The organism is Acidobacteriota bacterium (assembly GCA_009861545.1).
GTDB lineage: Bacteria > Acidobacteriota > Vicinamibacteria > Vicinamibacterales > UBA8438 > WTFV01.
In genome coordinates, this window is record VXME01000138.1 from 33,287 (window position 1) to 51,314 (window position 18,028).

Genomic DNA, 18,028 nt, shown 5'->3' on the forward strand with positions numbered 1-18,028 from the left:
ATCGTTCGTGTGCGCTCTTTTTGTTAATATGTCTTCGCGTTGGGGCCCCGGGTTTCCGTTCCTGGATAACGCGGGGGGTACAGGCACGGCAGCCGGGGGGCGGGGGCGAACCGCCGCCGCTCGACACCCCGCGGCCGGACCACTGGTGGACGTTCCGCGTCGAGTCGCGCTCGTAGCGCCGGGAGAGCGACGCAGCTCGGTCCCGGTCGCGATCGCCCATTGACCACGTAGTGCCGGGGCGCGGCCGCTTCGCCGTGCCTGCGTCCAGCGTGAACGCCGGGAGGTGAGCGGTATGTACGAGAAATCCTGGGGTCATGATGTGAACAGCGTCCGGCGTCGCGTCATTTCCTGGATGTTGCTCCCGCTTCTGGCGGGCATCGCGGGAGGCGCGGAGGGCCAACCGCCGGATTCCGCAGCCGCCGCCCAGGCCGTCCGGCTGTTCACCGGCGGGCGCGTGATCGTCGGGGACGGCCGCGTCATCGAAGACGCCGCGTTCCTGGTCCGCGGCGATCGCATCGTCCGGGTCGGGAACGCCGGCGAGGTGCCGGCGCCGCCGGGGGCGACGGTCGTCGACCTGACCGGGCGCACGGTGATGCCGGCGCTCGTCAACACGCACGCGCATCTCGGCTGGGAGCGCTACACGAGCTGGGGCTCGGAGAACTTCACCCGCGAGAATCTCGTCGACCATCTGCACCGCCATGCCTACTACGGCGTGGGCACGATCATCTCCACCGGCAGCGACCTCGAGGAGATCGCCCTCGAGGTGCGACAGGCGCAGCGGGTCGGCGAGGTCGCCGGCGCCCGCTACCTGGTGTCGCCCGGGATGGGGATCCCCGGCGGCGGACCGAACCCCCGGTTCACGAACGACGCCGGGTGGTGGGGGCTGCACGGGGTGAGCAGCCCGGCCGAGGCGCGCGAGGCGGTGCGGGCCGAGGCGGCGCGCGGCGTCCGGATCCTGAAGATCTGGGTGGACGAGCGGGACGAGCGGCGTGGCGCGCGGGTGAAGCTGCATCCGGACATCTATGCGGCCATCCTCGACGAGGCCCAGGTGCGGGACATCCGGGTGATCGCGCATGCGACCACGCTGGAGGACCACAAGCGGCTGATCGCGGCCGGCACCCGGCGCTTCATCCACATGCCGTACGACGTGGCGGTCGACGACGAGTATCTCGCGCTCGTCGCGGCGCGCAACGTCTTCATCGTGCCGACCATCGGCATGGTCACCCGGCGCGAGCCGTACAGACGGCCGGTGTACGAGGATCCCTTCTTTCAGGAGCAGGTCCCCGAGGAGGTCGTTGCGATGCTGCGGGAGGCCGCGGCGGGCGACTCGAACGCCGACGGTCCCCGGACCGCTGCGGCCGAAGCGCGGGCGCGACTGATCCGGAACAACTTCCTGCGGCTGCGCGACCACGTCATCCTGGGCACCGACGCCGGCGCGGTGGGCGACTTCTTCGGCTACGCGGATCACCTGGAGCTGGAGCTCTTCGTGCGGCTGGGAATGACGCCGGCCGAGGCGATCGTGGCCGCCACGACCCGGGCGGCGCGGGCGTTCGGGCTGATCGATACCGGGAGCATCGAGGCCGGGCGGAGCGCCGACTTCGTGGTGCTCGACGCCAACCCGCTCGACGACATCACGCATACGCGGCGAATAGCGGCGGTTTTCCTTCGAGGCGTCGAGGTCGACCGCGCGGCCTTGCGCGCGCGCTGGACGGAGTCGGCCGAGACCGGCGCGAGTCCTGCGCGCGGCGGGCAGGGGCGCGGTGCCGCGGACCCCGAACCGGTGGTTTTCCGCTGGGTGGGGACCACCGCCCACGCCTGGGGAGCCTGGGTCACGCCAGGGGCCACCGTCGAGGACTGGGTCGAGCAGGCCATCTCCCTGTGCGCGGACGAGGACGTCTGCGAGATCAACGTCTTCGAGGGCCCGGAGCACGCGACGCACGAGATTCCGGTACCCGAGGCGAACCGGACCGGCCTGAAATGGGTCCTGCGCTACCGGCGCGACGAGACGCCCCGCGTCGTGGTCGAGGAGGTGCGGGCGGAGCCTGGGCGCGAGGCCCGCACGTGGACCTTCGATCGCTGAGCACGGGGTCTTGGTTCCCCCACCACTGTTATGATGGAACCATGCGCTTGCTCGTCGTGCTTGCGGTGATTGGCGCGCTCTGGGGCTTGGCGCCGACGGTTCTCGCGCCGGTGGCGGCGTCGGAACCGGCCGGTCCACAGCCAGCCGTCGGTTTGGCGCCCGCGACGCCGGACGATCCCGGCGGCACCAGCACCACCGCGGATCCGCCGCCCGCACCTGGCCGCTCCTGGCGGGCGGCGCTCGCAGGCGGCTCGCAGGCCGCCGGCGCTGCACTCCGGACGTCCGCCGGCGTCCATCCGGCGCACCCGCGGTTCGTCTTGTCCGGGTCGTCCGGCAACCCGGATTCCCGCTCCCACCAGTACATCTCCCCGCTGACCGTCAGTCTCCGCATCTAGCTGCTTCGACGGGGCTTCGTCCCGACCCCTCGCGCGGGTTCGCAGTGCCCATGCGCCCCACGTTGCCCGCGGGCGTATCGTGCGCGCCGTCGGCCGGCCGGGCCTTGCCCGGCCCGGCCTCTTGAGGGGGCCTTCGCGTCGAACCCCGCCCCACGGTGACACGACTGGCGATCTGCGCGCGCCCGCACGTCTGTGCGGGAACGCACGGCCCGCTGGCCCGTTGCGTCCAGAGGAACAGAAGAAGGAGAGACAGCTATGCGGAAGCAGCTTCGGTGGCGGGTGCTCGCGGTGGCAGGTGTGGTAGCGGTCGCGGTCGCCATGTTGTGGCCGCCGGCCGACACGATACCGCTGGGTCTCGACCTGCGCGGTGGGGTCCACCTGGTCCTGCGGGTCCAGACCGACGAGGGGTTGCAGGTCGAGGCGGAAACCGAGGCCCGGAGGCTGCGCGAGCGGGCCGGGCTCGACGGCATCGCGCTCGGCTCGGTCCGGGCCGCCGCGCCGACCGAGATCCTGGTCGACGGCGTGCCCCCCGACCGCGATACCGAGTTCCGCCGCCTGGCCGACGACCAGCTCGCCGGCTACGAACGGGTCTCGACCGCGGGCGGCGTTCACCGCTATCGGCTGCGGCCGGACGTCGAGCAGGCGCGCCGGGATGAGACGGTCCGTCAGGCGCGCCTGACCATCGCGCGGCGGATCGAGGCGTTCGGGGTCACCGAGCCGGTCATCGCGCGGCACGGGGCCGCGGGCAACCAGATCCTGGTCCAGTTGCCGGGGGTGGCCGACGTCGACGGCGCGAAGGCGGTCATCCGCTCCACCGGGGTCCTCGAGCTCAACCTGATCGAGGCGGGGCCGGCGGCGTCCCGCGCCCACCTTCTCGACACGACCCGAGGGGTGCTGCCGCCTGCGCTGGAGGTCGTGGCCGGGGACGCTCCGGCCGGCGACGGGCCGGACGTGTTCTACCTCGTACGTCGGACCGCGCCGATCTCCGGCCGCGATCTGCGTCATGCCCGGCCGACGGTCGACGAGTTCAACCGGCCGGCCATCGGGTTCTCCCTGAGCCGGGACGGCGCACGGTCGTTCGCGGCGTTCACCGGGGCCAATGTCGGCCGCGACCTCGCCATCATCCTCGACGGCCGCGTGCAGTCGGTCGCCGTCATCGAGGAGCCGATCACCGGCGGCGAAGGACGGATCCACGGGGCCTTCACGCCGCAGGAGGCGTCCGACCTCGCCCTGATCCTGACGATCGGCGTCGGCGTGGACTCGAACGTCCTGATCTTCGAGCGGATCAAGGAAGAGCTCCCGACCGCCAGAGGAGTGCGGGCCGCCGTCGCCGCCGCCTTCGACCGGGTCTTCCTGACCATTCTCGACACGCACGTCACCTCGTTGATCGCGGCCGCCTTTCTGTATCAGTTCGGGTCGGGTCCGATCCGGGGTTTCGCGACGACGCTGTTCTTCGGGCTGGTCTCGAACGTGTTCACCGCGGTGTTCGTCTCGCGCACGCTGTTCGGTCTCGTCCTGACCCGACGTCGCGCGGCGACTCTCAGCATCTGACGCTCGCGGCGAGGAGGGAACTTCACATTGCGCGAGTCGGTGTCGTCAGCGGCGCTTGCTCGACGACCTTCATCGCCCCGGCGGTCGCGGTGCCGTTCCGCAGCGCGACGTCGGCGGGTTCCTGAGAAGGGGCAGGCCTCGGGCCTCGGCGCGGTCGCCGGGTCACTTTGCCGGCCGCCGCCGCCGGCGCCCGGCCTGCGCGTTCTTCTCCACGCGCAGCTTCCACGCCGTGCGAAGCGCGCCGGCCAGGGTCTCCTCGTCGGCTGCGGCCAGGCGGATGTGGGTCGCGCCCATGCGTCCCCAGCCGCCGGCGATCGGCACGAAGGTCTCGGGCGCCTCGCCGACGAACATCGTCTGAACCTCCGGCGTGAGCATCAGATTGCCGTAGCCCTGCGCCTGATGGGCGAGGGTCGCGAAGATCCGGCCGCCGACGCGGAAATCCGGAGAGCCCATGTGCGAGCTCTCCTCCGCCCCGTCGAGGCCGAGTGCGAGCCTGCGGAAGTCGTCGATGGTCGCCACGCCACCAAACACTACCACCCTGCTACGCCGAGACATCCAACGAGGAGCAGGGCATGGCCTGCATGACGCGCGCTTTCTCGCCCAGCCGGTGTGGTCGCACTCATGCACCGGAGCGCCTGGCCGAGTGGCCGTGAATGATGCGCCACAGCTTCTCGGGCCGCAGCATCATGTCCAGGTGCCGCACGCCGAAACCGCTCAGGGCGTCGACCGCGGCGCCGACGATGCAGGGTGTCGAGCCGATGGTGCCGGCTTCGCCCACCCCCTTGGCCCCGAGCGGATTGACCGGCGTCGGCGTGACGGTGTTGTCGAGCTCGAAGCGCGGGAAATCGCTCGCCCGCGGCAGCGCGTAGTCCATGAACGATGCGGTCAGCGGCTGGCCGTCGGCATCGTAGGCGAACTCCTCGATCAGCGCCTGGCCGATGCCCTGGGCGAGCCCGCCGTGGATCTGTCCCTCGACGATGAGCGGATTGATGAGGTGGCCGGCGTCGTCGACCGCCACCATCTTCAGCAGCCGCGGCTCACCCGTCTCCCGGTCGATTTCCAGCATCGCGATGTGGCAGCCGAACGGGTAGGTGTTGTTCGCCGGCTCGAAGAATGCCTCGTCGCTCAGCCCCGGGGTCAGCCCCTGGGGCAGCCGGGTCGGCCGGTAGGCGTAGGCGGCGACCTCGGCGAACGGCCAGGCCGATGCCGGCGCGCCCTTGACGGCTATCGTCCCGTTCTCGAAGACGAGGTCGCTCTCGTGCGCCTCGAGCAGCGCGGCGGCGAACTTCGCCATCTTGGCCTTCACCTTCGTACCGGCGTCGTGCAGCGCCGCCCCGCCGACCGCCTGCGAGCGACTCGCGAACGTGCCGATGCCCTGCTTCACGACCGCGGTGTCGCCGTGGTGGATCGTGACGTGGTCGAGCGGCACGCCGAACTGATCGGCCAGCATCTGCGCGAAGGTGGTCTCGTTGCCCTGCCCGTGCGGCGAGACGCCGGTCGTCGCGCTGATCCGACCGTCCCGCTCGACGGTCACCTGCGAGTGCTCCCAGCCGCCGGGCGGCAAGGTGGAGGAAGGTCCCAGGCCGCAGCTCTCGACGTACATCGACAAGCCGAGGCCGACGAGCCGGCCGTCCGCCCGCGCCGCGGCGCGCTCCTGTTCGAGCTCCTCCCAGCCGGCGACGCCGAGGGCGCGGTCGAGCGCCTTCTCGTAGTCGCCGGTGTCGTAGACCGCCTCCATCTGCGTCCTGTAGGGGAACTGGTGGGGCTGGATGAAGTTCTTCCGGCGCAGCTCGGCGGGGTCCATCTCGAGCTCGCGGGACAGCATGTCCATCGCCCGCTCGACGAAGTACACCGCCTCCGGGCGTCCGGCGCCGCGATACGCGTCGGTGGGGGTCTTGTTGGTGAACACCTCGGTCAGCGTCGCGCGGACGGCGGGAAACGCGTAGGTTCCGTTGGCCATCGTCATGGTGTTGGTCGGGATGCGGGCGGTGAGCAGCATGTTGTAGGCGCCGATGTCGGCGATGATGCGCATGCGCAGCCCGAGCACCTTCCCGTCCCGTGTGGCCGCCAGCTCCACGTGGCCGATCAGATCGCGCCCGTGCACGGTGGCGAGGAACGCCTCGGAGCGGTCCTCGATCCACTTGATCGGCATCCCGAGCCGCTTCGACAGCGCCGCCGCGACGTACTCCTCCCCGTAGATGTTGATCTTCGCTCCGAAGCCGCCGCCCACTTCCGGCGCCACCGCGCGCACGCGGTCCTCTCCCAGATCGAGCAGTTGCGCCATGAAGGTGCGCAGGATGTGGGGATTCTGGGTCGACGACCAGACGGTCAGCGCCTCGCGGCCCGGCTCGTAGTGCGCCAGCACGCCGCGCGCCTCGATGGAGCTCGGCGCGAGCCGCTGGTTCACCATCCGCTGCGCGATCACCACGTCGGCCGCCTCGAAGGCCGCGTCGACCGCGGTGTCGTCGACGGCTCCCTTGCCGCCGACCCCGGTGCCGCTCGGTAACGGGCCGAGGGCGATGTTGTTCGGAAAGTCGGCGTGCACCACCGCGGGCTGGCCGGTCATCGCCGTTTCCGGATCGACCACCGCCGGCAAGGGGTCGTAGTCGACCACGACGGCGTCGGCCGCGTCGCGTGCCACGTAGCGGTCGCGCGCGACCACCACCGCGACCGGGTCGCCGACGAAGCGGACGGTATCGACCGCCACCGCTCGATGCTCCGGCGACGGGAACGGCGTGCCGATGGGCATCGGGGCGAGAAACCCGGCGATCTGCGCGCCGGTGAACACCGCCTCCACCCCGTCCATCGCCTCGGCCGCGCTGGTGTCGATGCAACCGATGCGGCCGTGCGCGATGTCGCTCCGCTTGAACGCGAGGTGCTGCATGCCGGCGATCTTGATGTCGTCGACATACGTGCCGCGCCCCTGGACGAGGCGCGGGTCCTCGCGCCGCTTGACGCGCTGGCCGACGAGCTTCGGTAGAACGGGCACTGCAACCAATCTACCTCCGATCGAATGCGTAGGCAGTGCGGCCAGTCACCGCCGAGTCGATACCATGTCTGGACAATGCGCTGCTCGCCGCCCGGCTTCGTTGCTGTCACACTGTTGATCGGTGCGCTCATCGGCGGTTGCTCCGGCCATCCGACCGAGCCGACGGACGCGTTGACGTTCGACTTCGACTTCAGTCGCGGGCCACAGGGGTTCGTTGCGGCCTTCGCCGACTATCCGCCCGACCACGCGGATTTCTACGAGTTGACCTCCGGCTACCGCGCCCTCCCGCCGCCGCTGGCGTCGCAATCCGCCTTGTTCATTTCGGGGGTCAACCGGAGCGACGATCTCTTCATGTTCTTCAAGGGACCCATCAGCGGCCTGCTGCCCGGCTCACGCTATGGCGTCACCGTCAGCGTCGAAATCGCCACCGACACGCCGGCCGGGTGCGTTGGGGTCGGCGGCGCGCCGGGCGAGAGCGTCTGGATCAAGGCCGGCGCCACCGTCATGGAACCGCTCCCCGTGCGTGACGGCTCCTACCTGCGGATGAACATCGACATCGGAAACCAGTCCGCCGGCGGCACGCAGGCCGTGGTGCTCGGCAACATCGCCAACTCCAGAAGCTGCGAGCAGCCGCGTCAGTGGGAGCGCAAGTCCTTGCCGGGGCGACCGACCCCGGCGCGGATCTCGATCCCTTCCACCGGCCAGGCCTGGCTGTTGTTCGGCGTCGACTCGGGATTCGAGAGTCGGACGGAGGTCTACTTCACCCGGGCGGCGGTGACCTTCACGCCGCTGTGACGCTTCGCCGCCACGTACGGGCGCGAACCGGTTGCGGCCGGCGCCTCGGCGACAGCGGGCGACGCTGGGCTGTCGAGTTCAGCGACCCAACTCTTCCTGGACAATCGACGGCCGTTTGTCAATCAGCGCGAGCAGTACACGAGCCGGTCCCTCCGGGCGCCTGCGGCCCTGCTCCCAGTTCTTGAGCGTGCCCAGCGGAATACCGATGCTCCGAGCGAAGGCCGGTTGCGACAGTCCTGCCTTGTTTCGGATCGCGACGACGTCGGGATCGGGCACGTCGATTGCGTGCACCACAAAGTCGGCGCGCTCGCCCTTCAGGTAGGCGCACGCATCGTCGAGCCCGGCCGCAACCTTGTCGAACGCACTGGTCATGGGCTTCTCCTGTAGTCTGCGGTCAGCTCCTTCGCAGCGGTGATCGACACCGTGCGCTCCTTGGCGGTGAGATTCGCCCTTTCGTTCTTGGCGAAGACGGTGAGCAGGAACACGGGGATGTCCTCACCCGCAGACAGGAACACCACGCGCACGCCTCCCCTCTTCCCGCTTCCTGGACGAGCGATGCAAGCTTTACGGAGACCGCCGCCGAGCGGTACGCCCGCCTGGGGATTCTCAGCCACCGTGTTGACGACGCTGTCCCGCAGAGTGTCAGACAGCGCCCCACGGGCCGCCGCGAGATAGGCTGGTGTTTCCACGACCGTCTGCAGGGGAGCCATGTCATGAACAGAATAGGCGCCAATGGCGTCCGGCGTCAATGGCGTCCGAGCCTACCAAGCTCTCTGCCATGGCCGCCCCTTTACGACACAATATCGGGCGTCGTTGTGCCGGCATCTGCAAACCCGATCCACGCATCGGGCTACTGGTGCCCGCTCTGGGTGAGCCTTGACGAATTCACTCTACCACGACTATAGTAGCCGGATGTCTCCGGTAGCAACCGGTGGGCGGAATGGAGTAGTGGATTGTAGTGGGTGAACATGTTGTTTGCATGGCGACGACTGCCGCAGTTGAGCAAGGAGGCGCCAGGATTAGCATCGCAAAGGAGGCCATCGAATCGTTTGTTGATCAAGTGAACGGCGAACGAGCTCTTGCATTGGTCGTAGAGCACGATCCGCTTTGCATGCCCGTGGGCAAGACCAAGGAGGCTTGGACAGAGGCTGTCGGGGGTGAGTACGCTGCGATGGCGCGCATTCACATAGAGGACGGGGCGCGAGGCATGACACATGTCAAGTCGGGTGCCAAGCTTGTGTGCCTGAGTTTCGCGGAGGCACCCAAGCCCTTTGTGAATGAGGTCAAGCAGGGAGAGCACAATTCTGTAGCGATTAGGGTCGATCGGGCAAATTTTGAGAGTCCAAAAAGCCGTGACGATTTCATGGAGGCTGTCAAGCGAATCGACGACGGTATCGTGCGCGAGGAGATGGGGCGACGTTCGATTGTTCCCGAACCCCTTATACAGTTTGTTGTCTCAAACGTTAACTTGGGCGTGGCGCTTGCCGTCGGATTGTGGATGTTCAAGAGGGCGGAGAAATTCGTACGCTATACGATCGACGAGACGCTAAGAAAAACAGCGGACGAAATCTCAGACACACTCAGCGCCAAGATCAAGGAAGTTGTTAGAGCGTACAGCAGCCGTCAAACAACAGACGACAGAGCTGTCCTTACTGAAGTTGTGATTCCCAGCAACGTGACCGTCATACTCATAACGAAAACAAACCGCTGCGAAGAATTCTCTGAAATAGACCTGAAGAACGTAGTGGCGGAAATGGAGCAATACGGCGATCTGCTTCGACAGGCGCAAGAGGTGACCTTCTTCCGAACCGGAACAAATGACTGGACGCTGCAGCATCTGAAGACGCGCGCGGGAGAAGTGATTGGAACACTGGAGTGCTACAATAGGACGATGGAGCGACTTCGGCTTACGCGTGAAATCGCGGACGTGGCCAAGAGAGACAACAAGCATTCCGATGCGTCGACTGGGTCCGAGTGAGGGAGGTTAGTCACTCTGGATCTCTCTTGCCGGCAACGACTGCAGTGATGTTGACGACAGAGGTTGTGGCCTCAACGCACAATGCAGCGTCGCGGAAGGTTGCAGTTCGACGATGCTGCAGGGCGTTCGCGAAGGCAAGCGCTGACCGTGCATGGCCGCGCGCTTCTGCATTGGTACCACCAGGCAACTCAACCGCGAAGTATGCGTCCAGCATCCGCTTGGCGTCTGTCGGGCTGGGTTGCGTGCCGTCGAGTGGAGGATGTCGGTCCGGTACATAGACAGCCTGAGCGAGGGAAATGAGCGTTTCTCGTCCCAGCAGCCCCACGGCCTGAAAATCCTCTTCATTTCGGGATGCTGCTAGACGGTCACGAAGTCTGCCTACCGTTCGGTCCACCCTTGTCCAGCCAGTTGGTGGCACTTCCTCCGTGCGGCCGGTACGGATTCGCTGGAGGAGCGGTCCAATGAGGTCAGCGACGAACACTCGGCGCGACTGGTAAGTTGGAAGGTCCCCGCTACTCCAGCGCCCGTACCAGTCCCAAAGGGACGTGTAGGTCATAGCGTTGTCGATGCCACGCTGCGCAAGCTCTTCCTCCACGCCGGCAAATGTCTGCATGTATTGGTCGTTCACTTCATCGATGCGTGGACCACCAGTTGCGACGGCGATCATGGTGTTCCGTAGGAATTCAAGAGCGTGGATCAGTTCTTCGTCATTCATGACCGGATCCTGTTCAAGTACGCGTTCTTCGGGCCAAGAAACGAGAGCTGACTGGTAGGCAGTGGACTCAGTTGGCAGCGCCGATAGGAATTCTGGGTATCTGGCCTCCGTTCACCTCACTCCGGCACCCGGAACACGATCAATCCCGGCACCTCGCCGCCCACCGTCAACGCAATGTGCTGCACCCCGTCGAGCAGGTAGGTCATCGGCGCCCCGAGCGCCCCGCCGGGCAGGTCCAGAGACGCGATCTCGGTCCCGCTCGCCTTGTCGTAGGCGACCAGGCGCGGGCCGCCGTCGGTGCCGCCCGCGGTCAGCGCGTGGATGAGCAGCGTCTTCGTCAGCAGGGGACCGCTGCGGCCGGCGTCGCCGCCGAGCGGCGGAAGGTCGAGGTCGCGCAGCATCGGGTGGTTGCGGATCCGGTCGCCGTTGCCGGTGGGAATCATCCACGCGTGCTCGCCCGTGTTCATGTCGATGGCGGTCATGCGCGTATAGGGCGGCTTCCACAGCGGCAGCCCGCGCGGCATGACGGGGCCGGCCGAGATCGAGCGGCGGATGTAGCGCAGCGTCGACGGCTCGTGCGGCTCCGGCTCGGTGAGCCGGATCGTCGAGTGCCCGTTGAACGACGGCACGTAGAGATAGCCGGTCTCGGGATCGACGGCCGCCCCGGACCAGCTCGCGCCGCCGCCGACGGGCGGCCGCATGATGGTGCCGCGCAGCATCTGCGGCGTGTAGAGCGGTCCCAGCCGGAAGCCCTGGACCGCGTCGACGGCCATCTGGCGGATCTCGGGCGTGAAGTCCACGAGGTCGTCGATGGAGGTTCCCTGGTACTCGAACGCGGCCGGCTTCGTCGGGAAGGGCTGGGTCGGCGACAGGATCTCGCCCTCCAGGTCGGTGTCGGTCGGCACCGGCAGCTCCTCGATGGGCCACACCGGCTCGCCGGTGATCCGGTCGAAGACGTAGACGAAGCCCTGCTTGCTGACCTGGGCCACCGCCTTGATCTCCCGCCCGTCGACGGTGATGTCCAGCAGGTTCGGGGCCGCCGGCAGGTCGTAGTCCCAGAGGCCGTGGTGGATGGTCTGGAAGTGCCACTGCCGCTGGCCGGTCTCGACGTCGACCGCCACGATGCTCTCGGCGAAGAGGTTGTCTCCCAGGCGGTGCCCGCCGTAGTAGTCGTTCGTCGGCGTCCCGATCGGCAGGTAGACCCAGCCGAGCTCCTCGTCGCCGCTCATCATCGACCAGATGTTCGTGTTGCCGCTGTAGCGCCACGACTCGTCCAGCCACGTGTCCGACCCGAACTCGTCGGCGCTCTGGGGGACGGTGTGGAAGTCCCACCGGTGCCGCCCGGTGCGCACGTCGTAGGCGCGGGCGAAGCCGGGCGTCGCCTCGCGGGTGATGGTGCGATCGTTGATGGTCGAGCCGACGATGATGGTGTCGCGGATGACGAGCGGCGGCGACTGCGACGACAGCGGAAGCAGGTTCAGGATGTCGCGCTCGCCGCGGGTGGCGCGCGGCACGCCGTCCATCAGGTCGACCCGGCCGTTGTCGCCGAAATCGGGCGCCGGGACCCCGGTCTTCGCGTCCACCGCGATGAGGAAGCCGTCGCCCGTGGCCCACACGATGCGGGCGTCGCCGGCGTTCTCCCAGTAGGCCACGCCGCGGTGGCGCCACTGCGCGATGGCCGGATTGCCCGACTCGTAGGCGCGCGGGTCGTGCACCCACAGGGTCTCGCCGGTCCGGGCGTCGATGGCCGCGGCCCGGTAGAGGGGCGTGCTGACGTAGAGGACGCCGTCCACCATGAGCGGCGTCGCCACCAGGGAGCGTATCGAGGGTCGCGTGCCCGTCCGGTTCACGCCGTCGAACGCCGTCCACAGGTCCGGCTCCTCCGCCTGCAGGATGTCGAACAGCGTGTCGGCCGCGACCAGCGAGTCGCCGCCGGGCGTGGAGTGGACCAGGTGCGAGTCGACCGACTGCCAGTGCCACCGCACCTCGAGGTCGCCGAAGTTGTCGGCCGTGACCTGGTCGAGCGGCGAGTACTTCGTGCTTCCGCTGTCACCGGCGTAGCTGCGCCACTCGCCGTCGTCGGGCGCCCCGTACTGCGCCTCGGCCGGGCTCGCGGCCAAGCAGGCCGCCGCTGCCGTCAGTGCAAGGATCCATCGCATCTCATTGGCCTCGATCGTTCGTACGTGCGAGTCATTCTAGCCCGCCGGCGGCGCCTGACGACGACGTGATACCCTCGGAATGCGCGTGGACTTCGAGTGGCGGGCTTCCAAGGCCGAGGCCAACGCCAAGAAACATGGTGTCGGCTTCGGGGAAGCGTTGACGGTCTTCGCCGATCCGCTGGCGCGGATTTTCGACGATCCCGATCACTCGGCGGACGAGTCGCGGGAGATCATCGTGGGCCATTCGTCGCGACAGCGATTGCTGATGGTGAGCTTCACTGCACGTGGCGGCAGGGTTCGGATCATCAGCGCCCGGGTCGCCACGAAGCGGGAACGACATGACTACGAACAAGGCAGCGGCAGTCCCTGATGCGTCCGACGACCTTCGGGCGGAATACGATCTGGACTATTCGCGGAGCCGCTCGAACCGATTCGCATCTCGCACGAGCGGCACGGTAGTGGCCGTCGTCCTCGAACCCGACGTCGCGGCGGTTTTCGATTCCTCGGAATCGGTGAATCGACTGCTCCGCTCAGTGATTGGAGCATTGCCGGAAGGTGCGCCACGAAGGTCCGTCCCCCAAGGGCCGCAGGAAACGGGCTCCGACAAAGCCTGATGCAACGCCGCGACTCGTCCAGCCAGGCGAACCTCTCGGAGGCGATAGATCGCGCCTGCGATGATCGAGCGCGGGCCAGCGTCATGCCTTCGGAGCGGAACCACGAGCGACTCGACGCAACCACCTATCTGCTCAGGAGTCCTGCGAACGCGCGGCGTCTTCTGGAGTCTGTCGAAGAAATCGAGGCGCCAGGAGCGCGCTAGCGCTTCTCGCTCACCGCAGGACTTCGCTCTCTTCCGCCATCCTGACGAGCACCTCGGCGTCCTCGGGCAGCAGCAGCCGGCGCGCGACCGACTCGTCGGCGGCGCGCCGGACGGCGGCGACGAAGCCGGCGTGGTCGCCGTAGCGTTCCTCCAGCGACAGGCGCGGGTCCCCGTTCGCCTCCCGCTCCGCGCGCGTGCGGGCGAAGGGGAAGAACGACCCGGTCAGCGAGCAGAGGTCGCGCCCGCGCGGGCCGGCCGCGTGCAGGTTCCAGCCGGTGTTGGTCCCGACCGGCACCGCGATGTCCACCGTGTGGATCCCCGCGATATCGTGCCCGTCGCGATCCGTGGTCGGGACGAGCACCTGGTAGGAGCCGTCGCGGGTCGGCGGCAGCACGGTCTGTCGGCCGCCCTGCGGTCCGAACGTGGGGCCGAAGCCGAGCGCGTCGAGCCCGTTCACCCGCGTCGGGAAGCCGACGCCCGGGATGGCGGGGAACGTCCGTCCCACCTCGTCCACGCTCGCCAGCGTCCCGCGCCGCACGTCCGGGTAGCTGCTCGGGGGCGGCTCGATGCCGCGGTCGGCCCACGCGTCGAGGGCGACGAGCAGCGCGCGCATCGTCGGCGCCGCGCTGCGGTAGGTGTTCGTCACGTACTCGCACGCCCCGCGGTCGGCCGGCATCGCCCCGACTCCGGCGGCGCCGCCGTGCGGGTGGCCGGCCAGCAGGTACAGGCGGACGTTGTCCGGAATCGGCACCGGGTCGCCGTGCCCGTCGTGCACGTTCAGCGACGCCTTCATCTGCCAGAACTCGTTGCTCGTGTCCACGTGGAAGACGAGCGGATCGGTGGCGGGCCGCTTCAGGATGCCGTCCCGGACGCCGGTCACCGGGTCGGTGGTCACCGCGTAGGTGAGGGGCGGATACGACTGCGACGTGAAGTCGGACGTGCGGTCCTGGCGGGAGTAGATGTTCGGGTCCGCGAACTCGACGTTGGCGAACAGCCGGTGCGTGCCGGGGATGTGGATGCGGACCGCGTCGAACACCCGGCGGTGCGCCTCGTCCTCGTTGAAGCCGAGGTAGAGCCAGTCGCGCAGGTACATCCCGGTCGACGAGATGCCGAGCCCGTAGGCGCGGCGGATGCCGACCACGTCGGCGCGCGCCGCCAGCGGATTCGGGTTCCCGGCGTCATCGGCCGTCTCGTAGCGCAGGAACGAGGCGACGTCCCGGGTGACGGCATAGCCGAGGCCCATGACCCACGGGTTCTTCGCCGGATAGATCAGCTCGTACACCTTGTCCGGGTCGAAGCCGTCGAACAGGCAGATGTCGGTCGTCGAGGGCGCGAGCGACGCTTCGCCCGACGGACAGGTGCCGAACGCCCAGCGGTCGGACGCGACCGGCCGGCGCTCGCCGTCGACGGCGTCGCGGACGGTGAGCGTGGAGTGCGCCGTGTCGGTGTCGGCCGTCGCGTAGCTCACGAAGCGGTCGTTGCCCTTGAGCGGCAGCGTGTGGGTGATCGCGCCCGCCGCGGTCGGGTCCGACGGGTACTCGATCCGGATTCGGGAGACTATCGGGCTGCCGTCGGCCTGCACCGCCACGGGCAGGTTCGCCCCGAGCCGCGTCGCCGTCGTCGTGACGTCGCCCGCCCAGCCGGCGTCCACGAACGAGTAGCCGAGACGGAAGATGAGCCCGTCGCCGGACTCGGGATCGGCCCCCGGCTGCAGCGACGGGAAGGTCTGGAAGGGAAGCTCGATGGCGTTACCGCGGTTGTTGATGCCGTACAGCAGCTTGCGGTTGCCGCGGGCCGTGTCGACCGGCTTGATGATGAAGAACGGCGCGCTGAACTCGACCATTCCCCGCTCGTTGCGGGGGGCGCGGTCCAGGTTGACGATCACCGCGTTGAGCGGGTCGTCCGGGTCGACCTCCATGTGCACGGTGCCGTCGAGACGCTCGAACGCACCGGCGTCACCGAACACCTTGCCGCCGGCATAGGGCGCCGTCCGCTCCACTTCGATGCGCACCACCCGCGCGTCGGCCGGCGTCACGGCCTGGGCGGCGAGCAGACCCGCCAGAACCACGAACGGGAATGTATGTCTCATCACGCGCCTCTCCCCTGTCCGGTTTCTGCGTTGCAGTCGCCACTATATTCCAAGGCGGTTGCGCGGCCCCCGCGCCGGATGCGACGCCGTGGATGTCGCAGGCCCAACCTACCGTTCGCCCGGGTGGGGCATGCGGTAGCCGACGGCGCGCTGGTTGAAGATGTAGGCCGGCTCGGCCGCGTCATCGCCCAGCTTGGCGCGCAGGTTCTTGACCGCGGCCCGCAGGCGTTTGGTGTCGGCGGGGCCCCTGGCGCCCCAGACCTGGCGCAACAGCACCTCGTGGGTCGCTACCCTTCCCGCGTTGACCGACAGCACGCGCAGCAACTCGTACTCGATGGCCGTCAGCTCCAACATGCGGTCGGCCACACGCACCCGGCGGCGGTCGTAGTCGATGGTCAGCTCCCCCAGCACGAACGTTTCGGGGTCCGCGCGCCGGCGCAGCGCGGCGCGAACCCTCGCCGTCAGCTCCATCGGCGAGAAGGGCTTGACGATGTAGTCGACGGCGCCCGTCTCCAGGGCCCTGGCGATCGTCTCGTCCCTGCCGTAGGCGGAGATGAAGATGACCGGCAGGTCGGTCAGCTCGGGGACCTGCTGCATCAGCTCGATTCCATCGGGCCCCGGCAACAGCAGGTCCAACAGGACCAGCTCGGGCGTGTGCGTCCTGATGAGGACGGGCAGCTCCCGCGCATCGCCGGTGACGACCGGGGCGTAGCCGGCGCCGGCGAGCGTCTCCCGAGCGTACCGGAGCATCTGCGGGTCGTCGTCGACCACGAGGATTCGCTTCTGCGCCTGGCCCGGCTGCGAAGAGCCGGAACGGTCCTGGACGAGGTCGGCCGCCGTGCCGCTGCCGGCCCCGTCGGCCACCGGAATCGTGAACGTGAACCGCGTTCCCTCCCCCGCGCCGCCGCTCTCGGCCCAGATGCGGCCCCCGTGGGCCTCCACCAGGCCCTTGCAGATGGCTAGGCCCAGGCCGGTCCCGGCCGCCCCCCGTTCCCGCTCGCCTCCGGAGACGCCCGCGTGCTTCTGAAACAGGTGCGCCAGCCGGTCCGGCGGCACGCCCGGGCCTTCGTCGGACACCGAAATACCGACGTGGACGCCGTCGCGCGCCGCGGCGACGCGGATGGGAGACGACACGGGCGAATGCCTCGCCGCGTTGGAGAAGAGGTTGTTCAGGACCTGGACGATCCGCTGCCGGTCGGCCATCACCCGGGGCAGGTCGGGCGGCAGGTCGATGCGGACCGCATGCCTCCCGCCACCGCTCAGGAACGTGTTCCTGGCCTGATCCACCAGAACCGCCGCGTCCGACGGCTCGGGCGCGACCGACAGCGTCCCCGTCTCGATGCGGCCGGCGTCCAGCAGCTCGCTGATCAGGCCGAGCATGCGGTTGGCGTGCTGGTCGATGATCCGGTGGAACTCGTGCACCTCGGCGGGGTCCAACCCCGGCGCGGCGCGCAGCAGTGCGGTGGTCGAGCCGAGGATGGAGGTCAGCGGCGCGCGCAGCTCGTGGCTGACCATGGCCAGAAACTCGGTGCGCTGCCGCTCCAGCTCCTCCAGCGGCGCGAGGTCCTGCAGCGTGACGACCAGCGACTCGACACCGTCCGCCGAGTGGATCGGCGTGGCGTTGATCAGCGTCCTGACGCTCCGGCCGTCCGGGACGGACAGCACGATCTCCTCGGCGCGCACCGTCTCGGGATGGTTGAAGTGTCGCACCAGCGGCAACTCGCCGAGGGCGACCACTCGTCCATCCGCCCGGTGGCAGGTAAGCACCGGCAGCAACTCCTCCGCCGGGCGGCCCGGCGTGCGGAGACCTTCGACAATCCGCCTCGCCTCGTGATTGACCGACACGAACTGGCCGGTCCTGGCATCGAGGACCACGACGCCCACCGGCGAGGTCTCGATCAACGCCTCCAGGTCCGCCCGGGTCCGTCGTTCGTCGCGGTGCGTGCGGGCGTTCACGATGGCCGTCGCCGCCTGGGAGGCGAACAGCATCGCCACCTCTTCGTCCTCGCCCGTGAACTCTCGCCCGCCCTCCTTGTCGCTGAGGAAGAACGTGCCGACGTGCTCGCCCCGGTGGCGCATCGGCGTTGCCAGCATGGTGTTCGGGGGTATCAGGTCGGAGTGAAACCCGAGCGAACGCACGTAGGCGGACAGATTGCGCAGTCGCAGCGGTCCCGGCAGGTTCCGCAGGTGCTCGAAGAGCCGCGGCCCGTCGGGCCAGTCGATCAGTTGCCGGCGGAATTCGGCCGCCACCCCGGAGGTGATGAAGTCCTGGACCTGCCCCGCTCGATCGACCGTGGTGAGCAGGCCCATCCCGACCCCGGTCAGCGTGCGGGCGCTCTCGACGATCTCGCGCAGGACGGTGTCCGGGTCCAGGCTTCCGCTGATGCGCAGCATGGCCGCGATCAGCTCGGAAGTGCGGTTCCGTGAATTCTCCATCGGTCACCAGCCCTGTCGGATCGA

The 18,028-nt window shown here is 68.6% G+C and carries 16 protein-coding genes; 8 read left to right on the top strand and 8 right to left on the bottom strand.

Annotated elements, in window-relative coordinates; genetic code table 11:
- The first annotated feature begins 292 nt into the window (after positions 1-292).
- The 3 genes from F4X11_21840 to F4X11_21850 all read left to right on the top strand — a co-directional run bounded on the left by F4X11_21840 (position 293) and on the right by F4X11_21850 (position 4,026).
- A complete protein-coding gene (locus F4X11_21840; protein MYN67636.1) occupies positions 293-2,080 on the top strand; it encodes an amidohydrolase family protein in 1,788 nt (595 codons plus the stop codon).
- Positions 2,081-2,121: 41 nt separating this feature from the next.
- Positions 2,122-2,475, top strand: a complete 354-nt coding sequence (locus tag F4X11_21845; protein MYN67637.1) for a hypothetical protein — start codon at positions 2,122-2,124, stop codon at positions 2,473-2,475.
- A gap of 255 nt (positions 2,476-2,730) precedes the next feature.
- Positions 2,731-4,026, top strand: coding sequence for an MMPL family transporter (locus F4X11_21850; GenBank protein ID MYN67638.1), 1,296 nt, complete (start codon positions 2,731-2,733; stop codon positions 4,024-4,026).
- Between the two features lie 162 nt (positions 4,027-4,188).
- On the opposite strand, the gene F4X11_21855 is transcribed toward F4X11_21850, so the two are convergent.
- A complete protein-coding gene (locus tag F4X11_21855; GenBank protein MYN67639.1) occupies positions 4,189-4,581 on the bottom strand; it encodes an MmcQ/YjbR family DNA-binding protein in 393 nt (130 codons plus the stop codon).
- A 64-nt stretch (positions 4,582-4,645) separates the two neighbouring features.
- On the bottom strand, positions 4,646-7,015 hold the full coding sequence (locus F4X11_21860; GenBank protein MYN67640.1) for a molybdopterin-dependent oxidoreductase: 2,370 nt from the start codon (positions 7,013-7,015) through the stop codon (positions 4,646-4,648).
- A gap of 75 nt (positions 7,016-7,090) precedes the next feature.
- Between F4X11_21860 and F4X11_21865 the strand changes: the two genes are divergently transcribed.
- Complete coding sequence (locus F4X11_21865; GenBank protein MYN67641.1) at positions 7,091-7,810, top strand: PEP-CTERM sorting domain-containing protein; 720 nt, start codon at positions 7,091-7,093, stop codon at positions 7,808-7,810.
- Between the two features lie 78 nt (positions 7,811-7,888).
- Here F4X11_21865 and F4X11_21870 read toward each other — a convergent pair whose 3' ends face one another.
- Positions 7,889-8,182: a helix-turn-helix domain-containing protein gene (locus F4X11_21870; GenBank protein MYN67642.1), complete on the bottom strand. Its 294-nt coding sequence runs from the start codon at positions 8,180-8,182 to the stop codon at positions 7,889-7,891.
- The gene (locus tag F4X11_21875) at positions 8,179-8,520 is read right to left on the bottom strand and encodes an addiction module toxin RelE (GenBank protein ID MYN67643.1); all 342 of its coding nucleotides are present in this window, start codon (positions 8,518-8,520) and stop codon (positions 8,179-8,181) included. Before F4X11_21875 ends, F4X11_21870 begins: the two co-directional genes overlap by 4 nt.
- A 269-nt stretch (positions 8,521-8,789) precedes the next feature.
- Between F4X11_21875 and F4X11_21880 the strand changes: the two genes are divergently transcribed.
- Complete coding sequence (locus tag F4X11_21880) at positions 8,790-9,788, top strand: hypothetical protein (GenBank protein MYN67644.1); 999 nt, start codon at positions 8,790-8,792, stop codon at positions 9,786-9,788.
- 10 nt (positions 9,789-9,798) lie between these two features.
- Here F4X11_21880 and F4X11_21885 read toward each other — a convergent pair whose 3' ends face one another.
- Entirely contained in the window at positions 9,799-10,503 is a 705-nt protein-coding gene (locus F4X11_21885) for a hypothetical protein (GenBank protein MYN67645.1), read from the bottom strand.
- A 116-nt stretch (positions 10,504-10,619) separates the two neighbouring features.
- Positions 10,620-12,662, bottom strand: coding sequence for a PQQ-binding-like beta-propeller repeat protein (locus tag F4X11_21890; GenBank protein MYN67646.1), 2,043 nt, complete (start codon positions 12,660-12,662; stop codon positions 10,620-10,622).
- 79 nt (positions 12,663-12,741) lie between these two features.
- Between F4X11_21890 and F4X11_21895 the strand changes: the two genes are divergently transcribed.
- Genes F4X11_21895 through F4X11_21905 form a run of 3 tightly spaced genes read left to right on the top strand, consistent with a single transcriptional unit; the run spans position 12,742 to position 13,479 of the window.
- Positions 12,742-13,032: a BrnT family toxin gene (locus F4X11_21895; protein ID MYN67647.1), complete on the top strand. Its 291-nt coding sequence runs from the start codon at positions 12,742-12,744 to the stop codon at positions 13,030-13,032.
- On the top strand, positions 13,001-13,276 hold the full coding sequence (locus F4X11_21900; protein ID MYN67648.1) for a hypothetical protein: 276 nt from the start codon (positions 13,001-13,003) through the stop codon (positions 13,274-13,276). Before F4X11_21895 ends, F4X11_21900 begins: the two co-directional genes overlap by 32 nt.
- Complete coding sequence (locus F4X11_21905; GenBank protein ID MYN67649.1) at positions 13,276-13,479, top strand: type II toxin-antitoxin system prevent-host-death family antitoxin; 204 nt, start codon at positions 13,276-13,278, stop codon at positions 13,477-13,479. Before F4X11_21900 ends, F4X11_21905 begins: the two co-directional genes overlap by 1 nt.
- Positions 13,480-13,489: 10 nt before the next feature.
- On the opposite strand, the gene F4X11_21910 is transcribed toward F4X11_21905, so the two are convergent.
- Both F4X11_21910 and F4X11_21915 read right to left on the bottom strand, forming a co-directional pair.
- Positions 13,490-15,568 (bottom strand): hypothetical protein, encoded by a 2,079-nt coding sequence (locus F4X11_21910; protein ID MYN67650.1) that lies wholly within the window; start codon positions 15,566-15,568, stop codon positions 13,490-13,492.
- A 108-nt stretch (positions 15,569-15,676) separates the two neighbouring features.
- Positions 15,677-18,004, bottom strand: a complete 2,328-nt coding sequence (locus F4X11_21915; GenBank protein ID MYN67651.1) for a response regulator — start codon at positions 18,002-18,004, stop codon at positions 15,677-15,679.
- Between the last annotated feature and the right edge of the window lie 24 nt (positions 18,005-18,028).